The sequence below is a fragment of the uncultured Aliiroseovarius sp. genome (assembly GCF_947492455.1).
Lineage (GTDB): Bacteria > Pseudomonadota > Alphaproteobacteria > Rhodobacterales > Rhodobacteraceae > Aliiroseovarius.
In genome coordinates this window covers 16681-38277 of record NZ_CANLNB010000007.1, presented here as the reverse complement: position 1 = coordinate 38277, position 21597 = coordinate 16681, and the positions used below count along the sequence as shown (strand labels likewise).

18 protein-coding genes and 1 tRNA gene are annotated in these 21597 nt (G+C 57.5%); 2 read left to right on the top strand and 17 right to left on the bottom strand.

Annotation, left to right across the window (positions count from 1 at the left end):
* Together rpsS and rplB are read right to left on the bottom strand one after the other, a co-directional pair.
* The gene (gene rpsS, locus Q0677_RS14920) at window positions 1–279 is read right to left on the bottom strand and encodes a 30S ribosomal protein S19 (RefSeq protein ID WP_108857556.1); all 279 of its coding nucleotides are present in this window, start codon (window positions 277–279) and stop codon (window positions 1–3) included.
* Between the two features lie 3 nt (window positions 280–282).
* On the bottom strand, window positions 283–1125 hold the full coding sequence (gene rplB, locus Q0677_RS14915) for a 50S ribosomal protein L2 (protein WP_298911371.1): 843 nt from the start codon (window positions 1123–1125) through the stop codon (window positions 283–285).
* Between the two features lie 348 nt (window positions 1126–1473).
* Here rplB and Q0677_RS14910 point away from each other — a divergent pair, with 348 nt between their 5' ends.
* Window positions 1474–2289 carry a DUF2189 domain-containing protein gene (locus Q0677_RS14910; RefSeq protein WP_298911369.1) on the top strand — a complete coding sequence of 272 codons (816 nt, stop codon included), beginning with the start codon at window positions 1474–1476 and terminating at the stop codon, window positions 2287–2289.
* Between the two features lie 100 nt (window positions 2290–2389).
* On the top strand, window positions 2390–2668 hold the full coding sequence (locus Q0677_RS14905) for a hypothetical protein (RefSeq protein WP_298911367.1): 279 nt from the start codon (window positions 2390–2392) through the stop codon (window positions 2666–2668).
* Between the two features lie 64 nt (window positions 2669–2732).
* Here the strand turns inward: Q0677_RS14905 and Q0677_RS14900 are convergent, their stop codons facing one another.
* The 15 genes from Q0677_RS14900 to rplL all read right to left on the bottom strand — a co-directional run bounded on the left by Q0677_RS14900 (window position 2733) and on the right by rplL (window position 21544).
* On the bottom strand, window positions 2733–3443 hold the full coding sequence (locus Q0677_RS14900) for a L,D-transpeptidase (RefSeq protein WP_298911365.1): 711 nt from the start codon (window positions 3441–3443) through the stop codon (window positions 2733–2735).
* Between the two features lie 176 nt (window positions 3444–3619).
* On the bottom strand, window positions 3620–3916 hold the full coding sequence (locus Q0677_RS14895; RefSeq protein WP_298911363.1) for a 50S ribosomal protein L23: 297 nt from the start codon (window positions 3914–3916) through the stop codon (window positions 3620–3622).
* Window positions 3913–4530: a 50S ribosomal protein L4 gene (gene rplD, locus Q0677_RS14890; RefSeq protein WP_163040950.1), complete on the bottom strand. Its 618-nt coding sequence runs from the start codon at window positions 4528–4530 to the stop codon at window positions 3913–3915. The genes Q0677_RS14895 and rplD overlap by 4 nt, the downstream gene beginning before the upstream one ends.
* On the bottom strand, window positions 4527–5252 hold the full coding sequence (rplC, locus tag Q0677_RS14885; protein ID WP_298911361.1) for a 50S ribosomal protein L3: 726 nt from the start codon (window positions 5250–5252) through the stop codon (window positions 4527–4529). Before rplC ends, rplD begins: the two co-directional genes overlap by 4 nt.
* A gap of 14 nt (window positions 5253–5266) precedes the next feature.
* Window positions 5267–5575: a 30S ribosomal protein S10 gene (rpsJ, locus tag Q0677_RS14880; RefSeq protein WP_085868478.1), complete on the bottom strand. Its 309-nt coding sequence runs from the start codon at window positions 5573–5575 to the stop codon at window positions 5267–5269.
* 263 nt (window positions 5576–5838) lie between these two features.
* Window positions 5839–6582, bottom strand: a complete 744-nt coding sequence (locus tag Q0677_RS14875) for a hypothetical protein (protein WP_298911356.1) — start codon at window positions 6580–6582, stop codon at window positions 5839–5841.
* A 180-nt stretch (window positions 6583–6762) separates the two neighbouring features.
* Complete coding sequence (tuf, locus tag Q0677_RS14870; RefSeq protein WP_298911354.1) at window positions 6763–7938, bottom strand: elongation factor Tu; 1176 nt, start codon at window positions 7936–7938, stop codon at window positions 6763–6765.
* A 60-nt stretch (window positions 7939–7998) separates the two neighbouring features.
* Window positions 7999–10116 (bottom strand): elongation factor G, encoded by a 2118-nt coding sequence (fusA, locus tag Q0677_RS14865; protein ID WP_298911352.1) that lies wholly within the window; start codon window positions 10114–10116, stop codon window positions 7999–8001.
* A gap of 21 nt (window positions 10117–10137) precedes the next feature.
* The gene (rpsG, locus tag Q0677_RS14860) at window positions 10138–10608 is read right to left on the bottom strand and encodes a 30S ribosomal protein S7 (protein WP_133489703.1); all 471 of its coding nucleotides are present in this window, start codon (window positions 10606–10608) and stop codon (window positions 10138–10140) included.
* 12 nt (window positions 10609–10620) lie between these two features.
* The gene (gene rpsL, locus Q0677_RS14855; protein ID WP_008182915.1) at window positions 10621–10992 is read right to left on the bottom strand and encodes a 30S ribosomal protein S12; all 372 of its coding nucleotides are present in this window, start codon (window positions 10990–10992) and stop codon (window positions 10621–10623) included.
* Between the two features lie 310 nt (window positions 10993–11302).
* Complete coding sequence (locus Q0677_RS14850; RefSeq protein WP_298911349.1) at window positions 11303–12169, bottom strand: DMT family transporter; 867 nt, start codon at window positions 12167–12169, stop codon at window positions 11303–11305.
* 111 nt (window positions 12170–12280) lie between these two features.
* Window positions 12281–12379: transfer RNA gene (locus Q0677_RS14845), tRNA-OTHER, on the bottom strand.
* Between the two features lie 101 nt (window positions 12380–12480).
* Window positions 12481–16737 carry a DNA-directed RNA polymerase subunit beta' gene (rpoC, locus tag Q0677_RS14840; RefSeq protein ID WP_298911347.1) on the bottom strand — a complete coding sequence of 1419 codons (4257 nt, stop codon included), beginning with the start codon at window positions 16735–16737 and terminating at the stop codon, window positions 12481–12483.
* Between the two features lie 50 nt (window positions 16738–16787).
* A complete protein-coding gene (gene rpoB / locus Q0677_RS14835) occupies window positions 16788–20924 on the bottom strand; it encodes a DNA-directed RNA polymerase subunit beta (protein ID WP_298911345.1) in 4137 nt (1378 codons plus the stop codon).
* Window positions 20925–21169: 245 nt separating this feature from the next.
* Window positions 21170–21544: a 50S ribosomal protein L7/L12 gene (rplL, locus tag Q0677_RS14830; RefSeq protein WP_133489708.1), complete on the bottom strand. Its 375-nt coding sequence runs from the start codon at window positions 21542–21544 to the stop codon at window positions 21170–21172.
* Between the last annotated feature and the right edge of the window lie 53 nt (window positions 21545–21597).

Below are 21597 nucleotides of genomic sequence, written 5' to 3'. Positions count from 1 at the left end.
TTATTTCCTCTTCGCTTTTTTGTCAGCGGCGTGACCGTAGTAGGTACGGGTCGGCGAGTATTCACCGAACTTCTGGCCGATCATGTCTTCGGTCACCAGCACGGGAACGTGCTTCTGGCCGTTATAGACGCCAAAGGTCAGACCCACGAACTGGGGCAGAATGGTCGAACGACGCGACCAGATCTTGATGACCTCGTTTTTGCCCGACTCGCGGGTCTTTTCAGCCTTTTTGAGGACGTAAGCGTCAACAAAAGGGCCTTTCCATACAGAACGTGCCATATCTTAGCGGCCCTTCTTCTTGGCGTGACGCGAGCGGATGATCAGCTTCGACGACGCCTTGTTCTTGTTGCGGGTACGTGCACCTTTGGTCGGCTTGCCCCACGGGGTTACCGGGTGACGACCACCAGAGGTACGACCCTCACCACCACCGTGCGGGTGATCGACCGGGTTCATAACAACACCACGGACCGACGGGCGGATGCCTTTGTGGCGCATACGACCGGCTTTACCGAAGTTCTGGTTCGAGTTGTCGGGGTTCGACACGGCACCAACGGTGGCCATGCATTCCTGACGGACCATGCGCAGTTCGCCCGACGACAGGCGGATCTGAGCGTAGCCACCGTCACGACCAACGAACTGAGCATAGGTACCAGCTGCACGAGCGATCTGGCCGCCCTTGCCCGGTTTCAGTTCGATGTTGTGGATGATGGTACCGATCGGCATGCCCGAGAACGGCATTGCGTTGCCCGGCTTCACGTCGGCTTTGGCCGATGCGACGATGGTGTCACCAACAGCCAGACGCTGCGGTGCCAGGATGTAGGCCTGCTCGCCGTCTTCGTACTTGATCAGTGCGATGAAAGCGGTACGGTTGGGGTCATATTCGATCCGTTCAACCGTGGCTGCGACGTCAAGTTTGTTACGTTTGAAGTCAACGATACGATAGAGACGCTTCGCACCACCACCTCGGCGGCGCGACGTGATCCGTCCGGTGTTGTTCCGGCCGCCCGACTTGGTCAAACCCTCGGTCAAGGATTTAACAGGACGTCCTTTCCACAGCTCCGAACGGTCGATCAGAACCAGCCCACGCTGGCCCGGCGTCGTCGGTTTGTACGACTTAAGTGCCATGTTTACTGTCTTCCGTTTGCATGTGCGGGCAAATGATTTGCCCGGATGTTATAGGGCCCCGAAGGTCCCCAAGTTCAAAATATCACAGGCCCCGGAACGAATCCGAGGCCATAAGACTTGCGCGATCTATCAGGGTTGAGGGGATGTGGCAAGGGCCAAGGCGGATTCATTTCGCACCGATCGCCCTTTATCGTAAGGCTCTGCGCGCGGCCCTTGGCGCAGCCCTAGCCCTCTCTTGCCCCGAAACCTATGGCTATGCAAACATGTATCCATACGAGGGGGTTCCGTTTCGCAGCCGGACCTACCAACAGGCGGTCAGCGCGGAGCCCTTAAAGGGAGGACTGCGCTATGACATCCAAGGCCACAGACACCACACCACCTGCCCCGCATTCACCGGCCGAGATTGAGGTCAACACCGTGACCGCCGCGGATATCACTGCATCACTGAAGGCAGGCTTCTCGGACTTTATGGCCCGCCCGGTCATGAGCGGTTTCTTCGGCCTATTCTACGCGGTCTTCGGCATTCTGTTCGTCTGGTGTCTGGTCTGGCTGGGCTACATCTGGATGATCATCCCGGCCATGGTCGGCTTCCCGCTGGTCGCCCCCTTCGCCGCCGCCGGGCTTTATGAAATGTCGCGCCGCCGACAGAAAGGCGAATGCTTCGGCTGGTCCGATATCTTGACCGTCATGGCCCGTCAAAGCAAACGCGAGATGGGCTGGATGGCCTTTGTCACCCTCTTCGTCTTCTGGGTGTGGATGTATCAAATCCGGCTGTGGCTGGCGATCATCCTGCAGGACGCCTCGTTCTCAAGCATGGATGGGTTCCTGACTGCGGTATTCTTCACACCCGAGGGCTGGACCTTCCTTGCCATCGGCACAGGCGCAGGCGCGATCTTGTCGGCGGTCCTCTTCTCGGTCACCGTGGTCGCCATGCCCATGCTGCTGGACCGCGAGGTTGATTTCGTGACCGCAATGCTGACATCCGTGCGCGTCGTCACGGAAAACCCGGTGACCATGCTGACATGGGCGGCGATCATCTCGGTCACCATCCTGCTGTCACTGGCCTCCGCGTTCTTCGGCCTGATCTTCACGCTACCGATCCTTGGTCACACGACATGGCACCTGTATCAGCGAGCAGTGTCACCGGTGGGGGCGGGATCTTAAACGCTCCCCCACTCCCATGCCCCATAACGCAAACGAGGCCCCTTCCCTTCCACCGCAAAATCCCCCATCCTCTCGCCAACAGAACTTTGAGAAGAGCGTAATGAAGAACCTAGTTATTTTGGCAGGCGTTGCCGCGTTTGGGCTGTCGGGCTGTGTGACGCCCTCGGGTGCGGTGAATATGGATCCCAATCTGAAGAAACGCGTAACTCTGCCGCCCGATGTGGCCGAGACCGTGGCGCCGGGGCAGGATACCAGCGACCTTCGCGTGGATGCGCGGGATGGTTGTCTGATGTATCGGCACATCGGACCGGTCGAGACGACCTACATCCCACTGCGCACCAAGCAAGGTCGCGCGATCTGCATAAAGCAGGACGCATAAGCCCTGACCCAAAACAGAAACGGGCGGCCAGATGGGCCGCCCGTTTTCGTTTATGGGATCCGGATCAGGCTGGGTACAGGTGCGCGGTCACGCCGGTTTCGACCTGATCATACAGTCCGATAATATGCGCCATGACCATCCGCACGCAGCCCGAGCTAGCACGCGACCCGATCGAGCGTGGCTGCGGCGAGCCGTGGATGCGCAGATAGGTGTCGCGACGACCTTCGTACAAATACAGCGCACGAGATCCGAGCGGGTTCGACGGGCCTCCGTCCATGCCGTCTTCGTATTTCTTATACTTGTGCGGCTCGCGCTCGATCATGTCCTTGGTTGGAATCCAGGTCGGCCATTTGGTTTTGCGTCCCACGGTATAGACACCGGGCTCGTAAAGACCGCTGCGACCGATCGCGACGCCATAGCGCATCGCCGTGCCGTCATCGCGGATGTGATAGAGGTACCGCGCCACCGCATCCACGTGAATGTCACCGGGCTTCAACCCGTCATTCGCCTGCACGATTTGCGGCAGAAAGCGCGGCTTCAGACCCCACGGGTTCGAGGTCATGGGATCGTAATTCGCAGGCGTCACCCGCGCGTCATATCTGTTCCACATGGCCGAGTTGGACACCGGGCGGCGCTTGACCTTAACCGGCTCTACCGGTGCGGCGGGGTCAGGTGTGACCTCAGCCGTCGCGGTCTCTTGCGCCAGCAAGGGCGACGCGATGGGGCCGGAAAACATCGTGGCCGTCGTGATGACGAAATGGCGGCGGGTTAGCATTAGCAGTCCTCGTATCAGTATGAATCACTCGTCGAATAGTCCCACACTACCTAGGGTTTCAGGTAACACGAGTCAAAAACGCGTGTTGCCCCGAACAGCTTCACGCCGAGGCCCATCGAAACGAAAAAAGCCCCCACCTTGCGGCGGGGGCTTTCTTTATCGGGTCAAGCCGACGATCACAGACCAGTGGTCACGTCGATCGTGTTGCCCTCTTCCAGGGTCACATAGGCTTTCTTGACGTCTTTACGCTTACCGATCTGACCGCGGAAGCGCTTGACTTTACCCTTGGTGATGGTCGTGTTGACGGCTTTCACCTTCACGCCAAACAGGGCTTCAACAGCTTCTTTGATCTGCGGCTTGTTCGAGTCGATAGCGACTTCGAAAACCACGGCGCCGTTCTCCGAAGCCATGGTGGCTTTTTCGGTGATGATCGGCTTGCGGATCACGTCATAGAGTGCAGCTTTATCGGTCATTTCAGGCGAGCCTCCAGAGCTTCGACACCTGCTTTGGTGAGCACCAGGGTGTCACGCTTCAGGATGTCATAGACGTTGGCGCCCATGGTCGGCAGGATGTCCAGGCCTTCGATGTTCTTTGCAGCACGTGCAAAGTTCTCGTTCACCTCGGCACCGTCGATAACCAGAGCACGTTTCCAGCCCAGGTCTTTGACCTGTTTGGCCAGTGCGGCGGTTTTACCTTCCGAGGCAGCGTCTTCGATCACAACCAGTTCGCCAGCTTGCGCTTTGGCGGACAGGGCGTGCTTCAGACCCAGCTTGCGGAATTTCTTGGTCAGGTCGTGGCCGTGCGAACGCGGGGTCGGACCTTTGTAGATACCACCTTTGCGGAAGATCGGTGCGTTACGGTCACCGTGACGTGCGCCGCCGGTGCCCTTCTGGCGATAGATCTTCTTGGTCGAATAGGAAGTTTCCGAACGCGTCTTTACCTTGTGGGTACCAGCCTGCGCGTTGTTGCGCTGCCAGCGGACCACACGGTGCAGAATATCTGCGCGCGGCTCAAGGCCGAACAGGGCCTCGTCCAGATCAACCGAACCGGCTTTGCCGCCGTCAAGTTTGATTACATCAAGTTTCATGCTTCACCACCTTCCGCAGGGGCTTCTTCAGCCGGTGCTTCGGTTGCAGCCGATTTCAGAGCAGCCGGGAACGGGACGTTCTCGGGCAGCTTCTTTTTCACGGCGTCCTTAACGGTGACCCAGCCACCTTTCGAGCCGGGGACAGCGCCCTTGATGAACACCAGGCCGCGATCGGCGTCGGTCTTCACGACTTCCAGGTTTTGAGTGGTCACACGAACCGAACCCATGTGGCCGGCCATTTTCTTGCCTTTGAAAACCTTACCGGGGTCCTGACACTGACCAGTCGAACCGTGCGAACGGTGGCTGATCGAAACACCGTGCGTGGCGCGCAGACCGCCGAAGTTGTGACGCTTCATGGCACCGGCAAAGCCTTTACCAATCGAAGTACCAGCAACGTCGACCTTCTGACCGGCAACATAGTGCTCGGCCGAGATCTCTTCGCCAACGGCAATCAGGTTCTCAGCAGGAACGCGGAACTCGACCAGTTTGCGCTTGGGGGCAACGCCAGCTTTGGCGAAGTAGCCGCGCATCGGCTTCGAGGTGCGTTTGGCTTTTGCGTCACCAGCACCCAGCTGAACGGCGGTGTAACCGTCGGTCTCTTCGGTGCGGTTGGCAACAACCTGCAGGTTTTCCAGTTGAAGAACGGTTACAGGGATCTGCTTGCCGTCTTCCATGAACAAGCGGGTCATGCCCACTTTTTTCGCGATAATACCAGAGCGCATCTGTGATACCCTCCTTAGACCGAGATCTGAACGTCAACGCCAGCAGCCAGGTCGAGCTTCATCAGCGCGTCTACGGTCTGCGGGGTCGGGTCAACGATGTCGAGCAGACGCTTGTGCGTGCGGATCTCGAACTGGTCGCGGGATTTCTTGTCGATGTGAGGACCACGAAGAACCGTGAACTTCTCAATCTTGTTGGGCAGCGGAATGGGACCGCGCACCTGAGCACCCGTGCGTTTGGCGGTGTTGACGATTTCCTGTGTGGAGGCATCCAGCACACGATAGTCAAACGCCTTCAGACGGATACGAATGTTTTGGCTTTGCATAGCATTCGCCCTTTCAGGCTTGGAGTTGATAGGACGATCAGGGGCTCATTCCCCCGACCCTCGTCGAACCCAAAGTGAATCTAGAGCGTCATCAGGCATAACCGAATCTTCCCCATTGCAAATTCACAATGCGAACTCGCGCGATATACGGGGGAATAGGTGAGGTGGCAAGAAGAAAAGGCGTGAAACAACGGCGGCCTTGGATATGTCACTCGCTGATCACCTTATGTGGGTTCCTGCGCGATGCAACAGACCGTATCGGCTTAGCCGAACCATCCTTTTTGGGTTTGAATTGGGCTGTCGTTCCACGCTGCCTCTGCCGCAGCCTCAGCACGCCGCTTGCGCTCCAGTTTCTTTTGTTTGGCCGCGCGGTGTCGCGTCCGCGTTGCATAGCCAAGGATCAGGGCCAAGACAGCTGACACGCCCGCCATCCCCCATTGCTCCACCAGAAATTCCCTCAGCGCCGCATCCCGTGACCCCCAATAAGCGTCCAATTGAAAGAGCTGATCCGGAAAATGGATATTCTGGTACTCCAGATCCGCGCGGATCACGTCTTCCCAGTCGATATCATCCCGGACAAACCCCGACAGGATCACACGCCCGTCCGGTTGCAGCCGAGAGGTCAATTGCCCAAGTGTCTCCTCACGATTAAGTGCCAGATCCTGAACGATCAGGCCGGGACCAATCCCATTTTTGGGAAGGACAAGGACATAGTGAATGTCCGCTTTGCTTTTGGAAATGACTGCCTCGATTCCTGTATAGTGTCCTTCAAGGCGAGTTTCGCCGTAGGCATTGACCACCTGATCGGGCGTGAAATCCTGCAATATCACTGTTTCGGTTGGTGGGTTCTTCCGAACTTCCTCCATCGCGATCTGTGATGTGACGGCCTTGGTCAGCAAACCGATGGATAGGGGAACGGTCCCCAGAAAAACCATCGCAAACAGCCACCAGGGTGAACGGTTGAAAATGTGCTTACTAAACAAAGTGATACCTGCGCATTGATCCACGAACTAGTATCTAATTGCGGCCGAGGCACAAGCAGAAATTGAATGGGAGCGACCAGAAGAGCCCGCCCCAACGCAAAAAAGGGCCGCCTGTCGGCAGCCCTTTTCTGATCTTCTATCTCTCAGGCTCTCGGTGAACTGGCTGGGCCAATTCACCTGTCGCCCTAAGAACGCTTAGCGTTCTTAGTCGATGATTTTCGAGACAACGCCCGAACCAACGGTGCGGCCGCCTTCGCGGATCGCGAAGCGCAGCTTTTCTTCCATGGCGATCGGAGCGATCAGTTCAACGTTGAACTTCAGGTTGTCGCCCGGCATGACCATCTCGGTGCCAGCAGGCAGTTCAACAGTACCGGTCACGTCGGTGGTACGGAAGTAGAACTGCGGACGGTAGTTCGCGAAGAACGGGGTGTGACGGCCGCCTTCTTCCTTGGTCAGGATGTAGACCTCGGCTTCGAACTTGGTGTGCGGGTTAACCGAACCCGGCTTACACAGAACCTGGCCACGCTCAACTTTGTCACGGTCGATACCGCGCAGCAGAACACCAACGTTGTCGCCTGCTTCACCGCGGTCCAGCAGCTTGCGGAACATTTCAACACCGGTACAGGTGGTTTTCTGCGTGTCCTTGATGCCAACGATTTCGATCTCGTCGCCAACGTTCACAACACCACGCTCAACACGGCCGGTTACAACAGTACCGCGACCCGAGATCGAGAACACGTCTTCGATCGGCAGCAGGAAGTCGCCGTCAACCGGACGATCCGGGGTCGGGATGTACTCGTCCACAGCTGCCATCAGCTCGCGGATTTTGTTCTCACCGATTTCCGGGTTGTTGCCTTCCATAGCGGCCAGAGCCGAACCAGCGATGATCGGCATGTCGTCGCCCGGGAAGTCGTATTCGTTCATCAGTTCACGAACTTCCATCTCAACCAGCTCGAGCAGCTCTTCGTCGTCTACCTGGTCAACTTTGTTCATGAAAACAACCAGCGCAGGTACACCAACCTGACGTGCCAGCAGGATGTGCTCGCGGGTCTGCGGCATGGGGCCGTCAGCTGCGTTCACAACCAGAATGCCGCCGTCCATCTGGGCCGCACCGGTGATCATGTTCTTGACGTAGTCGGCGTGGCCGGGGCAGTCAACGTGTGCGTAGTGACGGTTCTCGGTCTCGTACTCAACGTGTGCGGTCGAGATGGTGATGCCGCGGGCTTTCTCTTCCGGTGCACCGTCGATCTCGTCGTAGGCTTTGAAGTCACCAAAGAATTTGGTGATCGCTGCCGTCAGAGTGGTCTTGCCGTGGTCAACGTGACCAATCGTGCCGATGTTTACGTGCGGTTTACCGCGTTCAAACTTTTCCTTAGCCATAATGGCCTCCTGTTAATCTAAGGGGCCGGGCAGCAATGGGTCACTGCCCGGCTATTTCGATTAGGCGTATTTCGCCTGAATTTCGTCCGAGATGTTCTGCGGAACCGGATCGTAGTGCGAGAACTGCATCGTGAACTGCGCACGGCCCGAAGACATGGAACGCAGCGTGTTGATGTAACCGAACATGTTGGCCAACGGAACGTTGGCGTCGATCGCAACGGCGTTGCCGCGCGGCTCTTGGCCTGCCACTTGACCACGACGCGAGGTCAGGTCGCCGATGATGCCACCGGTGTATTCCTCGGGCGTGATAACTTCCACTTTCATGATGGGCTCAAGCAGCTTGGCGCCAGCCAAACGCATGCCTTCACGCATACACATACGGGCAGCGATTTCGAAGGCCAGAACCGACGAGTCAACGTCGTGGAATTTACCGTCGTTCAGGGCAACCTTGAAGTCGATCACGGGGAAGCCAGCCAGGGGGCCGCTGTCCATAACCGAGTTGATGCCTTTTTCAACACCCGGGATGTATTCCTTCGGAACAGCACCACCAACGATGCGGCTTTCGAACGAATAACCTTCACCAGCTTCAGTCGGCATGATTTCCATTTTGACTTCAGCGTACTGACCCGAACCACCCGACTGTTTCTTGTGGGTGTAGGTGTGCTCGACCGCTTTCGAGATGGTCTCGCGGTAAGCAACCTGCGGGGCACCGATGTTGGCTTCCACTTTGAACTCGCGCTTCAGACGGTCCACCAGGATGTCCAGGTGAAGTTCGCCCATGCCCTTCATGATGGTCTGACCGCTTTCGATGTCAGTTTCCACGCGGAACGAGGGGTCTTCAGCAGCCAGACGTGCCAGACCTTGCGACATTTTTTCTTGGTCGCCTTTGGTCTTCGGCTCAACCGCGATCTCGATAACCGGATCGGGGAAGGTCATGGTTTCCAGAACAACCGGATCTTTCGCGTCACACAGGGTGTCACCGGTGGTCGTGTCTTTCAGACCGGCCAGCGCGATGATGTCGCCTGCGAATGCTTCTTCGATCTCTTCACGATCGTTCGAGTGCATCATCATCATACGACCAACGCGTTCTTTTTTGCCTTTGGTCGAGTTCAGGATGCTGTCGCCCTTGTTCAGAACGCCCGAGTAGATACGGGTGAAGGTCAGCGAGCCAACGAAGGGGTCGTTCATGATTTTGAACGCCAGAGCCGAGAAGGCCATGTCGTCGTCCGCACGGCGGGCGATGTCACGGGTTTCTTCTTCGTCACCGGGTTTGAAGCCCATGTAATCAACAACGTCCAGCGGGCTGGGCAGATAGTCGATCACAGCGTTCAGCAGCGGCTGGACACCTTTGTTTTTGAAAGCCGAACCACCCAGAACCGGAACGAAGTCCAGTGCCAGAGTACCTTTGCGCAGCAGTTTGCGCAGGGTATCTGCATCGGGCTCGTTCCCTTCCAGATAGGCTTCCATCGCGTCGTCGTCTTGCTCGACGGCGGCTTCGATCATCTTCTCGCGCCACTCGTTGGCCATGTCCGACAGGCTGTCACGGATCGGTGCTTTGATCCACGATGCGCCAAGGTCTTCACCCTGCCACAGCCACTCTTCCATGTTGACCAGATCGATCAGGCCTTCCAGCTCCGACTCTGCGCCGATCGGAATACCAACCGGAACAGCACGTGCGCCGGTGCGGTCTTCGATCATGTTCACACAGTTGAAGAAGTCAGCGCCGATTTTGTCCATCTTGTTGACGAACACCATGCGCGGAACCTTGTAGCGGTCAGCCTGACGCCACACGGTTTCGGTCTGGGGTTCAACACCAGCGTTGGCGTCCAGAACACAAACAGCACCGTCGAGAACCGCCAGCGAACGCTCAACTTCAATGGTGAAGTCAACGTGGCCGGGGGTGTCGATGATGTTCATGCGGTGCTTGGGCGTCTGAGCGGTTTCACCGTCTTCGGTGCGTTCCCAGAAAGTGGTCGTCGCAGCCGAGGTGATGGTGATGCCGCGTTCCTGCTCCTGCTCCATCCAGTCCATGGTGGCTGCACCATCGTGCACCTCACCGATGTTGTGGGATTTGCCGGTGTAGTACAGGATACGCTCGGAGCAGGTGGTTTTACCTGCGTCGATGTGAGCCATAATACCGAAGTTGCGGTACAGCTCGAGCGGATATTCGCGTGCCATGGTGTTCGTCCTTCCTTGGCGTTACCAGCGGTAATGGCTGAACGCTTTGTTCGCGTCGGCCATTTTGTGAGTGTCTTCGCGTTTCTTAACGGCAGTACCGCGCGAGTTCACAGCGTCCAGAAGTTCGCCGGCAAGACGCTCTTCCATGGTGTTCTCGTTGCGGTTACGAGCAGCCGAGATCAGCCAGCGGATGGCCAGAGCTTCGCGACGCTCGGGGCGAACTTCAACCGGAACCTGGTAGGTGGCACCACCTACGCGGCGCGAGCGAACTTCGACCGACGGTTTTACGTTGTCCAGCGCTTCGTGGAAAACTTCCACGGGGGCACGCTTGACTTTGTCTTCAACGCGATCCAGCGCGTTGTAAACGATTTTTTCTGCAACCGATTTCTTACCATCGATCATCAGGTTGTTCATGAATTTGGTCAGAACCACATCACCAAATTTGGCATCGGGCAGGACCTGGCGCTTCTCAGCGGCGTGACGACGAGACATATCTGACTCTCCTTACTTCGGACGCTTAGCGCCGTATTTCGAACGACGTTGCTTACGGTCTTTGACGCCCTGGGTATCCAGAACACCACGCAGGATGTGGTAGCGGACACCCGGAAGGTCTTTTACACGACCGCCACGGATCAGAACCACCGAGTGCTCCTGAAGGTTGTGGCTTTCACCGGGGATGTAGGAGATAACCTCGAAACCGTTGGTCAGGCGAACCTTCGCAACTTTACGCATAGCCGAGTTCGGCTTTTTCGGGGTCGTGGTGTAAACGCGGGTACATACACCGCGCTTCTGGGGGCAAGATTCCAGGTGCTGCGACTTGGAACGCTTGACTTTGGGCTGACGCGGCTTGCGGATCAGCTGTTGGATCGTTGGCATAGGGCTCTTTTCCCGTTTCTCAACTCAGTCTACGCAGGGAAGCCCCCACGCGGTTAAATCTGTTTCGCGTTACAGGATTGTGACAGGTTGCCCCACACGCGCCCGCAAAACGAAAACCCGCGAGCGTTTCCATTCCGAGGCAAACGTCGCGGTTGGTTCACAGAGGATCGGTGCTTCAAAGTAGCCCGAACTTGATCCCTCAATACTTGGATAGCCGGGGTACACCCAGCTGGATGCTCGCGCGTATAAGCGGAGTCGATGCGCCTGTCAACAGGAGGCCCTGAAATACAAGGCCTTTGCCCCTGCCCATTCAGCGCTGCGCAGCTTTGCGCTCACGAAACAGGGTGAACAGGCCGGTGCCAACAACAATCGCTGCGCCGATCAAGGTCAGTTGGTTTGGCCATTCATTGAACAAGACCAGCCCAAGGATCAGCGCCCAGATCAGACCCGTATAGCGGAAGGGCGCCGCGAAGGCGATGTCCCCGACGCGCATCACCATGACCGAGAAGAGGTAACCCAAGAAAACAAAGAAAGCCGCCATACCCAGCATGGTCGCCGACCAGCCATCAACGGGCGCCCAGTCCACGCCAACAGATGCGACACCAAATCCTATGGTGATCGACAACGCCGCCATGATTGCCACGGTCATCGACGGCGTTTCGGGCGACAGTTTCCGCACCACCAGATCGCGGAAGGTGATGAAACCGACCGCGGCCAGCGCATAAAGCGACCAGACCGAGAAGCCTGCGCCGGGTTGGATGATCAAAAGCACGCCGATGAAGCCCACACCGATCGCTGCCAACCGCCGCCAGCCCAAAGGCTCGGATAGGAAGACCCAAGCGGCAAGTGCGATGACCAACGGCAAGACCTGCAGGATCGCGGTGACATTGGCGATGGGCATGTGAAACAGCGCCGTCAAAAAGCAGTAAGTCGCCCCGATCTCTCCGACACAACGCAACCCGATCAGCTTCCATTCCCGGCGCGTAAGGTTGAACCTCAATGTGCCTAGGTAGCGCCCCAAAACGTAGAGCAGTACGCAGGTCAAAACACCGCGCAAGAACACCGCCTGCTCTAGCGGCATAGTTGTCGACATCACTTTCATGCAGGCGTCATTGAACGTGTAGCCGGCCATCGAGCCGGTCATCAGCGCGGCGGCTTTGAAATTGTCCGAGGGCATGGTGGAGTAAATTCCTTGAATGCGTCCGGACACCATAAGCGTTTCGAGGAACGCCTCAAGAAGTTGGTGAGTAAAAGCCGGGCGAAAAACACCAGCAGGCGATAATTAGGTGTGTGCGGACGGGACTCGAACCCGCATCTCGGGGAAATGCTTCTGATCTCCTGTCCCGCCGGCAGACGGGCGTGCTCTATCCGATTAAGCTACCGCACAGAGTACAAGTGCCGCGAGATATACGGGTTTGTCAAATATACGATCGCCAAAAGAAAAGCCCCGCAAAACGCGGGGCTTTCCATAACTTATGTCAGTGCCGATCAGGGCTGCTCGTCGCCACCCATTTCCGGGGTGTCGACCAGACCCAGATCGTCTTCGGGTGCATCGCCAAACACGTCCTCGACCGGAGCAGCCAGTGCAGCTGCGGCTTCGGCCTCGGCACGGGCTTCTTCGATCACCTTCTGGTCGCGTTTCTGAGCGATGGCGCGAACCTGCTGGGTTGCCCCACCAGTACCGGCCGGGATCAGACGACCCACGATCACGTTCTCTTTCAGGCCAACCAGCTTGTCGCGTTTGCCCTGAACCGAAGCTTCGGTCAGAACGCGGGTGGTTTCCTGGAACGACGCAGCCGAGATGAACGAACGGGTCTGCAGCGAAGCCTTGGTGATCCCCAGAAGGATCGGCTCGGCCGAGGCCAGACGACGCCCTTCGGCGGCGGCTTTTTCGTTCGCAGCCATGTATTCGGCCTTATCGACGTGCTCGCCTTTCAGCAGCGTGGTTTCACCCGAATCCAGGATCTCCCATTTCTGCAGCATCTGGCGCACGATCACTTCGATGTGCTTGTCGTTGATCTTCACGCCCTGCAGACGATACACGTCCTGAACTTCGTCGATCATATAGTCAGCCAGCGCCTCGACACCCATGATGGACAGGATGTCGTGCGGCGCCGGGTTACCGTCCATGATGTATTCACCCTTCTGGATGAAATCACCTTCGGCAACCGGGATGTGTTTGCCTTTGGGCACCATGTATTCCACGGTTTCCATCGACTCATCTGCCGGCTCGATCGAGATGCGACGCTTGTTCTTGTAGTCGCGGCCAAAGCGCACGTAACCATCGATTTCAGCGATGATCGCGTGATCTTTCGGACGACGGGCTTCGAACAGTTCAGCAACACGCGGCAGACCACCGGTGATGTCTTTCGTCTTCGCACCTTCACGCGGGATACGCGCAACAACGTCACCAGCTTTCACGCCTTGACCGTCTTCGACCGACAGAATGGCGTCAACCGACATCGGATAGTGAACCGGGTTGCCCGCATCGTTGCGGACCGGCTCGCCATCTTCTGCGACCAAGATCACTTCCGGCTTCAGCTCGTTGCCTTTCGGCGCCGAACGCCAGTCCGACACGATCTTCTGTGTCATGCCAGTTGCGTCATCGGTTTCGTCACGAACCGAGATGCCGCTGACAAGGTCAACGAACTTCGCGGTACCGTCTTTCTCGGCGATGATCGGCAGAGTGAACGGGTCCCATTCGAACAGCTTGTCGCCACGAGCCACATCGGCACCGTCTTTGACAAACAGCTTCGAACCGTAGCCGATCTTGAACGAAGCACGCTCTTCACCGTTGTCGCCCATGATGGCCATAACCATGTTGCGGCCCATAACGACGATTTCGCCGTCACGGTTTTCCAGTACCGACGCGTTGCGATACTCGATCTTGCCTTCTTGGTTGGCTTCCTGGAACGACTGCTGGCCACCTTGCGCAACACCACCAATGTGGAACGTACGCATGGTCAGCTGCGTGCCGGGTTCACCGATCGATTGCGCAGCGATAATGCCGACAGCTTCACCGATGTTCACCTTGGTACCGCGGGCCAGGTCACGACCATAGCAGTTGGCGCAGACGCCTTCTTCGCTTTCACAGGTCAGCGGGCTGCGGATACGGATGGCGGTCAGGCCAGCCTCTTCCACAGCATCGGCTTTGCGTTCGTCGATGATCTCGTTCTTGGCAACCAGAACTTCTTCGGTGCCCGGAACCAGAACGTCCTCGGCCGCAACACGACCCAGAATGCGCTCCGCCAGCGATGCCACAACTTCACCGTCGTTCACAGCAGCTTCTGCGGTGATCGAGTTTTCGGTGCCGCAGTCCTGCTCGCGCACGATGCAGTCCTGTGCCACGTCAACCAGACGACGGGTCAGGTAACCCGAGTTCGCAGTTTTCAGAGCGGTATCCGACAGACCCTTACGGGCACCGTGGGTCGAGTTGAAGTACTCGAGCACGGTCAGGCCTTCTTTAAAGTTCGAGATAATCGGCGTTTCGATAATCTCACCCGAAGGCTTGGCCATCAGGCCGCGCATGCCGCCCAGCTGTTTCATCTGCGTAACCGAGCCACGCGCACCCGAGTGGGCCATCATGTAAACCGAGTTCGGTTCCATTTCGGCGCCATTTTCGTCGCGCTTGTTCGCCGAGATGGTGTCCATCATGGCGTCGGTGACTTTGTCGTTACACTTCGACCAGGCGTCGACAACTTTGTTGTACTTCTCGCCCAGCGTGATCAGACCGTCCATGTACTGCTGTTCGAACCCTTTAACCTGATCGCGGGTTTCGTCCACGATTGGCCATTTGGTGTCCGGAATAACCATGTCGTCCTTACCGAACGAGATGCCAGCCTTGAACGCTTCTTTGAAGCCCATCGACATGATCTGGTCACAGAAGATAACCGACTCTTTCTGACCGCAGTAACGGTAGACGGTGTCGATGACCTGCTGCACTTCTTTCTTACGCAGCAGACGGTTCACAAGGCTAAACGGCGCCTTGTTGTTCTGCGGCAGAAGCGCGCCCAGACGGATACGGCCCGGCGTGGTTTCGAAACGCTGCATGACAACGTTGCCTTCGGCATCGATCTGCGGCAGACGCGCCTGAACCTTGGCGTGCAGGTGCACTTCGCCAGCGTCCAAGGCGTGGATCACTTCGTCCACATCCGAGAACACCATGCCCTCGCCCTTCATGCCTTCACGCTCCATCGAGATGTAGTAAAGGCCAAGGATCATATCCTGCGACGGAACGATGATCGGTGCGCCGTTGGCCGGCGACAGAACGTTGTTCGTCGACATCATCAGGACGCGTGCTTCCAGCTGGGCTTCCAGCGACAGCGGTACGTGCACAGCCATCTGGTCACCGTCGAAGTCAGCGTTGAACGCCGAACAGACAAGCGGGTGCAGCTGGATGGCTTTACCTTCGATCAGAACCGGCTCGAACGCCTGAATGCCAAGACGGTGCAGCGTAGGTGCACGGTTCAGCATAACCGGGTGTTCGCGGATCACTTCGTCCAAGATATCCCACACTTCGGGACGCTCTTTTTCCACCAGTTTCTTGGCTTGCTTCACGGTGGAAGACAGGCCCTTGGCTTCAAGACGCGAATAGATGAACGGCTTGAACAGCTCCAGCGCCATCTTCTTCGGCAAACCACATTGGTGCAGCTTCAGTTCCGGGCCGGTCACAATGACCGAACGGCCCGAGAAGTCGACGCGCTTACCCAAAAGGTTTTGACGGAAACGACCCTGCTTACCTTTCAGCATGTCCGACAGCGATTTCAGCGGACGCTTGTTGGCGCCGGTGATCACGCGGCCACGACGGCCGTTGTCGAACAGAGCATCCACGGATTCCTGCAGCATCCGCTTTTCGTTGCGGACGATGATGTCAGGGGCGCGAAGCTCGATCAGACGCTTCAGACGGTTGTTCCGGTTGATCACGCGGCGATACAGATCGTTCAGATCCGAGGTCGCGAAACGGCCACCATCCAGCGGCACCAGCGGGCGCAGCTCGGGCGGGATGACCGGGATCACGGTCAGGATCATCCATTCAGGACGGTTGCCCGACTCGATGAACGACTCAACGATCTTCAGACGCTTGATGATCTTCTTGGGCTTCAGTTCACCGGTTGCTTCGGCCAGATCAGCGCGCAGCTGCTCGGCTTCGGCTTCCAGATCGATCGCCGACAGCATTTCGCGGATCGCTTCAGCACCAATATTGGCGGTGAAGGCGTCCATGCCATAGGTGTCCTGGGCGTCCATGAACTCTTCTTCGGTCATCAGCTGACCATACTGAAGGTCCGTCAGGCCCGGCTCGATCACAACGTAGTTTTCGAAGTACAGGATGCGTTCCAGATCACGCAGGGTCATGTCCAGCATGAGGCCGATGCGCGACGGCAGCGACTTCAGGAACCAGATGTGAGCGACAGGGGCTGCCAGCTCGATATGGCCCATACGCTCGCGGCGTACTTTCTGAAGGGTAACTTCAACACCACATTTCTCGCAGACAACGCCGCGATACTTCATGCGCTTATATTTGCCGCACAGACATTCGTAATCTTTGACCGGGCCAAAGATACGGGCACAGAACAGGCCGTCACGCTCGGGCTTGAAGGTACGATAGTTGATGGTCTCGGGCTTTTTGATTTCGCCATAGGACCACGAAAGGATCCGTTCCGGGCTGGCGAGCGAGACTTTGATCTCGTCGAACACCTTGGGGGCGGCCAGCGGGTTGAACGGGTTGGTTGTCAGTTCCTGGTTCATTTTGCGTTTCCTTTAATCAGGGGAAGGGTGGGAGGGGTAAGGCGGGCGCCTTACTCCTCGCCCTCCGCATCCAGGAGTTCCATGTTGAGGCCGAGGCCGCGGACTTCTTTGACAAGAACGTTGAACGATTCCGGTACACCGGCTTCGAAGTTGTCCTCGCCTTTGACGATGCTCTCGTACACTTTGGTACGGCCAGCAACGTCATCCGACTTGACGGTAAGCATCTCTTGCAGCGTGTATGCCGCGCCATATGCTTCCAGAGCCCAGACTTCCATCTCACCGAAGCGCTGACCACCGAACTGCGCCTTACCACCCAGCGGCTGCTGGGTAACAAGCGAGTACGGACCGGTCGAACGCGCGTGGATCTTGTCGTCGACCAGGTGGTGCAGTTTCAGCAGGTACTTCACGCCAACGGTAACTTCGCGCGAGAACTGCTCACCGGTGCGACCGTCGAACAGAACCGACTGACCCGAGGTGTCGAAACCGGCACGCGTCAGCGCGTCGTTTACATCAGCCTCTTTGGCGCCGTCGAAGACCGGGGTGGCAATCGGCACACCGCGGGTGACGTTCGATGCTGCGTCTACCAGCTCGTCTTCGTCCATGCCGGTGATGCCTTCTTCATAGACATCGTCGCCATAGGCGATGCGCATGGCTTCGCGAACCGGAGTCAGGTCGCCCGAACGACGATACTCGCCCAGAGCTTCGTCGATGTTCAGACCCAGACCGCGTGCGGCCCAACCCATGTGGGTTTCAAGGATCTGACCAACGTTCATACGCGACGGAACGCCCAGCGGGTTCAGACAGAAGTCAACCGGAGTACCATCGGCAAGGAACGGCATGTCTTCCATCGGAACAACCTTGGAAATAACACCTTTGTTCCCGTGACGACCGGCCATCTTGTCGCCCGGCTGAAGCTTACGCTTCACGGCAACGAAGACTTTGACCATCTTCATCACACCCGGCGGCAGGTCGTCGCCACGACGGACTTTTTCGACCTTGTCTTCAAAACGCGCATCCAACGCACGTTTCTGGGCTTCGAACTGTTCGTTCAGGGCTTCAACGATTTTCGCATCGTCTTCGTCCTCAAGCGCCAGTTGCCACCACTGACCGCGCGACAGACCTTCCAGCAGCTCTTCCGAGATGGTCGAACCGGCTTTCACGCCTTTCGGGCCTTTGACAGCCACTTTGCCCAGGATCATGTCCTTCAGGCGGGCATAGATGTTGCGCTCCAGAATGTGCAGCTCGTCATCACGGTCGCGGGCAAGGCTTTCGACCTCTTCACGCTCGATCTGAAGGGCACGTTCGTCTTTCTCAACGCCGTGGCGGTTGAAGACGCGGACCTCAACAACAGTACCGAAGTCACCCGGCTTCACGCGCAGCGAAGTATCGCGAACGTCCGAAGCTTTTTCACCGAAGATGGCGCGCAGAAGCTTTTCTTCCGGCGTCATCGGGCTTTCGCCTTTCGGGGTGATCTTACCGACCAGAATATCGCCCGGTTCTACGTCCGCACCGATGTACACAACGCCAGCCTCATCGAGGTTACGCAGCGCTTCTTCACCGACGTTCGGAATGTCGCGGGTGATTTCTTCCGGCCCAAGCTTGGTGTCACGAGCAGCGACTTCGAACTCTTCGATGTGAACCGAAGTGAAGACGTCATCACGTGCAATACGTTCCGAGATCAGGATCGAGTCTTCGTAGTTGTAGCCGTTCCACGGCATGAACGCGACGACCACGTTCTTACCCAAGGCCAGTTCACCCATATCGGTCGACGGACCATCGGCAACCACTTCGCCTTTCGAAACCTTCTGACCCACTTTCACCAGCGGACGCTGGTTGATGCAGGTGTTCTGGTTCGAGCGCTGGAACTTGCGCAGACGGTAGATATCTACGCCCGCATCACCCAGACCAAGGTCTTCGGTGGCGCGTACAACGATACGGGTTGCGTCCACTTGGTCGATCACACCGCCGCGTTTGGCCTGAATGGCCGCACCCGAGTCGATGGCGACCTTGCCTTCGATACCGGTGCCCACGAACGGAGCCTCGGCACGCAGCAGCGGCACAGCCTGACGTTGCATGTTCGAGCCCATCAGAGCGCGGTTAGCATCGTCGTTTTCAAGGAACGGGATCAGCGATGCAGCGACCGAGACCAGCTGTTTCGGCGATACGTCGATCAGGTCAACGTTGTCGCGCGGCGCCATGGTGTATTCGCCCGACTGACGGGTGTTCACCAGATCGTTCTCGAAGCGACCATCGGCATCCAGATGCGCGTTGGCCTGAGCCACGGTGTGACGCATCTCTTCGGTGGCGGACATATAGTTCACTTCGTCCGTGACCTTGCCATCCACAACCTTACGATAAGGCGTTTCGATGAAGCCGTACTTGTTCACGCGGGCAAAGGTGGCCAGCGAGTTGATCAGACCAATGTTCGGCCCTTCCGGCGTTTCAATCGGACACATACGGCCATAGTGAGTTGCGTGAACGTCACGCACCTCGAAGCCAGCACGTTCGCGGGTCAGACCACCCGGCCCAAGCGCCGACAGGCGGCGTTTGTGGGTGACTTCCGACAGCGGGTTGGTTTGGTCCATGAACTGCGACAGCTGCGACGAGCCGAAGAACTCGCGAACAGCGGCAGCAGCCGGCTTCGCGTTGATCAGGTCTTGCGGCATCACGGTGTCGATCTCGACCGAGGACATACGTTCCTTGATCGCACGCTCCATGCGCAGCAGGCCGACGCGGTACTGGTTTTCCATCAGCTCGCCGACCGAGCGCACACGACGGTTGCCCAGGTGGTCAATGTCGTCCACGTCGCCACGGCCATCACGCAGATCCACCAGCGCCTTGATACAGGCGATGATGTCTTCGCGACGCAGGGTGCGCTGAGTGTCTTCCGCATCCAGAGCCAGACGCATGTTCATTTTCACGCGACCAACAGCCGACAGGTCGTAACGCTCTGAGTCGAAGAACAGCGTGTCGAACAGGGCCGACGCAGCTTCGACCGTGGGCGGCTCGCCCGGGCGCATGACGCGGTAGATGTCCATCAGCGCGGTGTCGCGACCCATGTTCTTGTCAGCGGCCATCGTGTTGCGGATGTAGGCGCCCACGTTCACGTTGTCGATGTCCAGAACCGGGATGTCGGTGATGCCCGCATCCAGCAGCTCTTTCAGCGAACCACCGATCAGCTCGCCGTCTTTATCGTGCTCAAGCGTCAGCTCGTCACCGGCTTCGACATAGATCGCGCCGGTTTCTTCGTTGATGATGTCTTTGGCGACAAAACGACCAACGATGCTGTCGAACGGCACCAGAAGATCGGTAACTTCGCCCGATTCCATCAGCTTCTTGACGGCGCGCGGGGTGACCTTCTTGCCAGCTTCGGCAATCACTTCACCGGTTTTGGCGTCGATCAGATCCTGTACCGGACGGGTGCCGGCAACACGCTCGGGGAAGAACTTGGTGACCCAACCTTTGTTCTTCTTCAGCTTGAACTGAACGGTGTCGTAATACGCGTCACAGATGCCTTCCTGGTCCAGACCCAGCGCATACAGCAGGGTGGTCACAGGCAGCTTGCGGCGACGGTCGATACGGGCAAAGACGATGTCTTTGGCGTCGAATTCGAAGTCCAGCCACGAGCCACGGTACGGAATGATGCGGCAAGCGAACAGCAGTTTGCCCGACGAGTGCGTCTTGCCCTTGTCGTGGTCAAAGAACACGCCCGGCGAACGGTGCATCTGGGAAACGATCACGCGCTCGGTGCCGTTGACGACAAAGGTGCCGTTCGGCGTCATCAGGGGCATGTCGCCCATGAACACGTCTTGTTCTTTGATGTCTTTTACCGACTTCGCGCCAGTGTCTTCGTCTACATCAAACACGATCAGACGCAGGGTAACCTTCAGCGGAGCCGAATAGGTCAGGTCGCGCTGTTGGCATTCTTCAACGTCGAATTTCGGCTCTTCCAGCTCGTATTTCACGAACTCGAGGATCGAGGTTTCGTTAAAATCTTTAATCGGGAAAACCGACTGGAAAACAGCATTGATGCCTTCGCCGTCCATCGGCTCGGGCTGATCGCCAGAGTTCAGGAAAAGATCATACGAGCTTTTCTGAACCTCGATCAGGTTCGGCATTTCCAGAACTTCACGGATTTTGCCGTAATACTTACGCAAGCGTTTCTGGCCAAGATAGGTCTGCGCCATAAGGTATTTACCTTTCATTTCTCAACTGAGGCGCCAACCGTTGGGTCGCCGGCGACACCTCGTCCGAGACGGGGGTTCGAACCAATTCATGGAAACCCGCCCAAGGGTTCCCTCCCGATCCATTGAACCTTTCCCAGAACAACGCCCGCATTCAGGCCCTCTTCAAGACAGGTTCGGCTGGACCCGGATTTTCTCCGGGCCCAGCCTTGATTTTGTGGGCCACCGTGGGCCCAAAAGCGTAAAGCTTAAGCCAGTTCGACTTCTGCGCCAGCTGCTTCCAGCTTGGCTTTCACGTCTTCTGCTTCTGCTTTGTCAACGCCTTCTTTGATCTTGCCGCCAGCTTCAACCAGCTCTTTGGCTTCTTTCAGGCCAAGACCGGTGATGCCGCGAACTTCTTTGATCACGTTGATTTTCGAGGCGCCGGCGTTCTTCAGAACAACGTCAAACTCGGTTTTTTCTTCAGCTGCTGCGCCACCGGCGTCGCCGCCAGCTGCCATTACAACTGCGCCGCCAGCGGCGGGCTCGATGCCATACTCGTCTTTGAGGATGGTTTTCAGTTCTTGTGCTTCGAGAAGGGTCAGACCCACGATCTCTTCAGCAAGTTTTTTCAGATCAGCCATTTGACTTCTTTCCGTATTTAGATGTGTTCCAACGTGAGGCGATTATCCGCTCC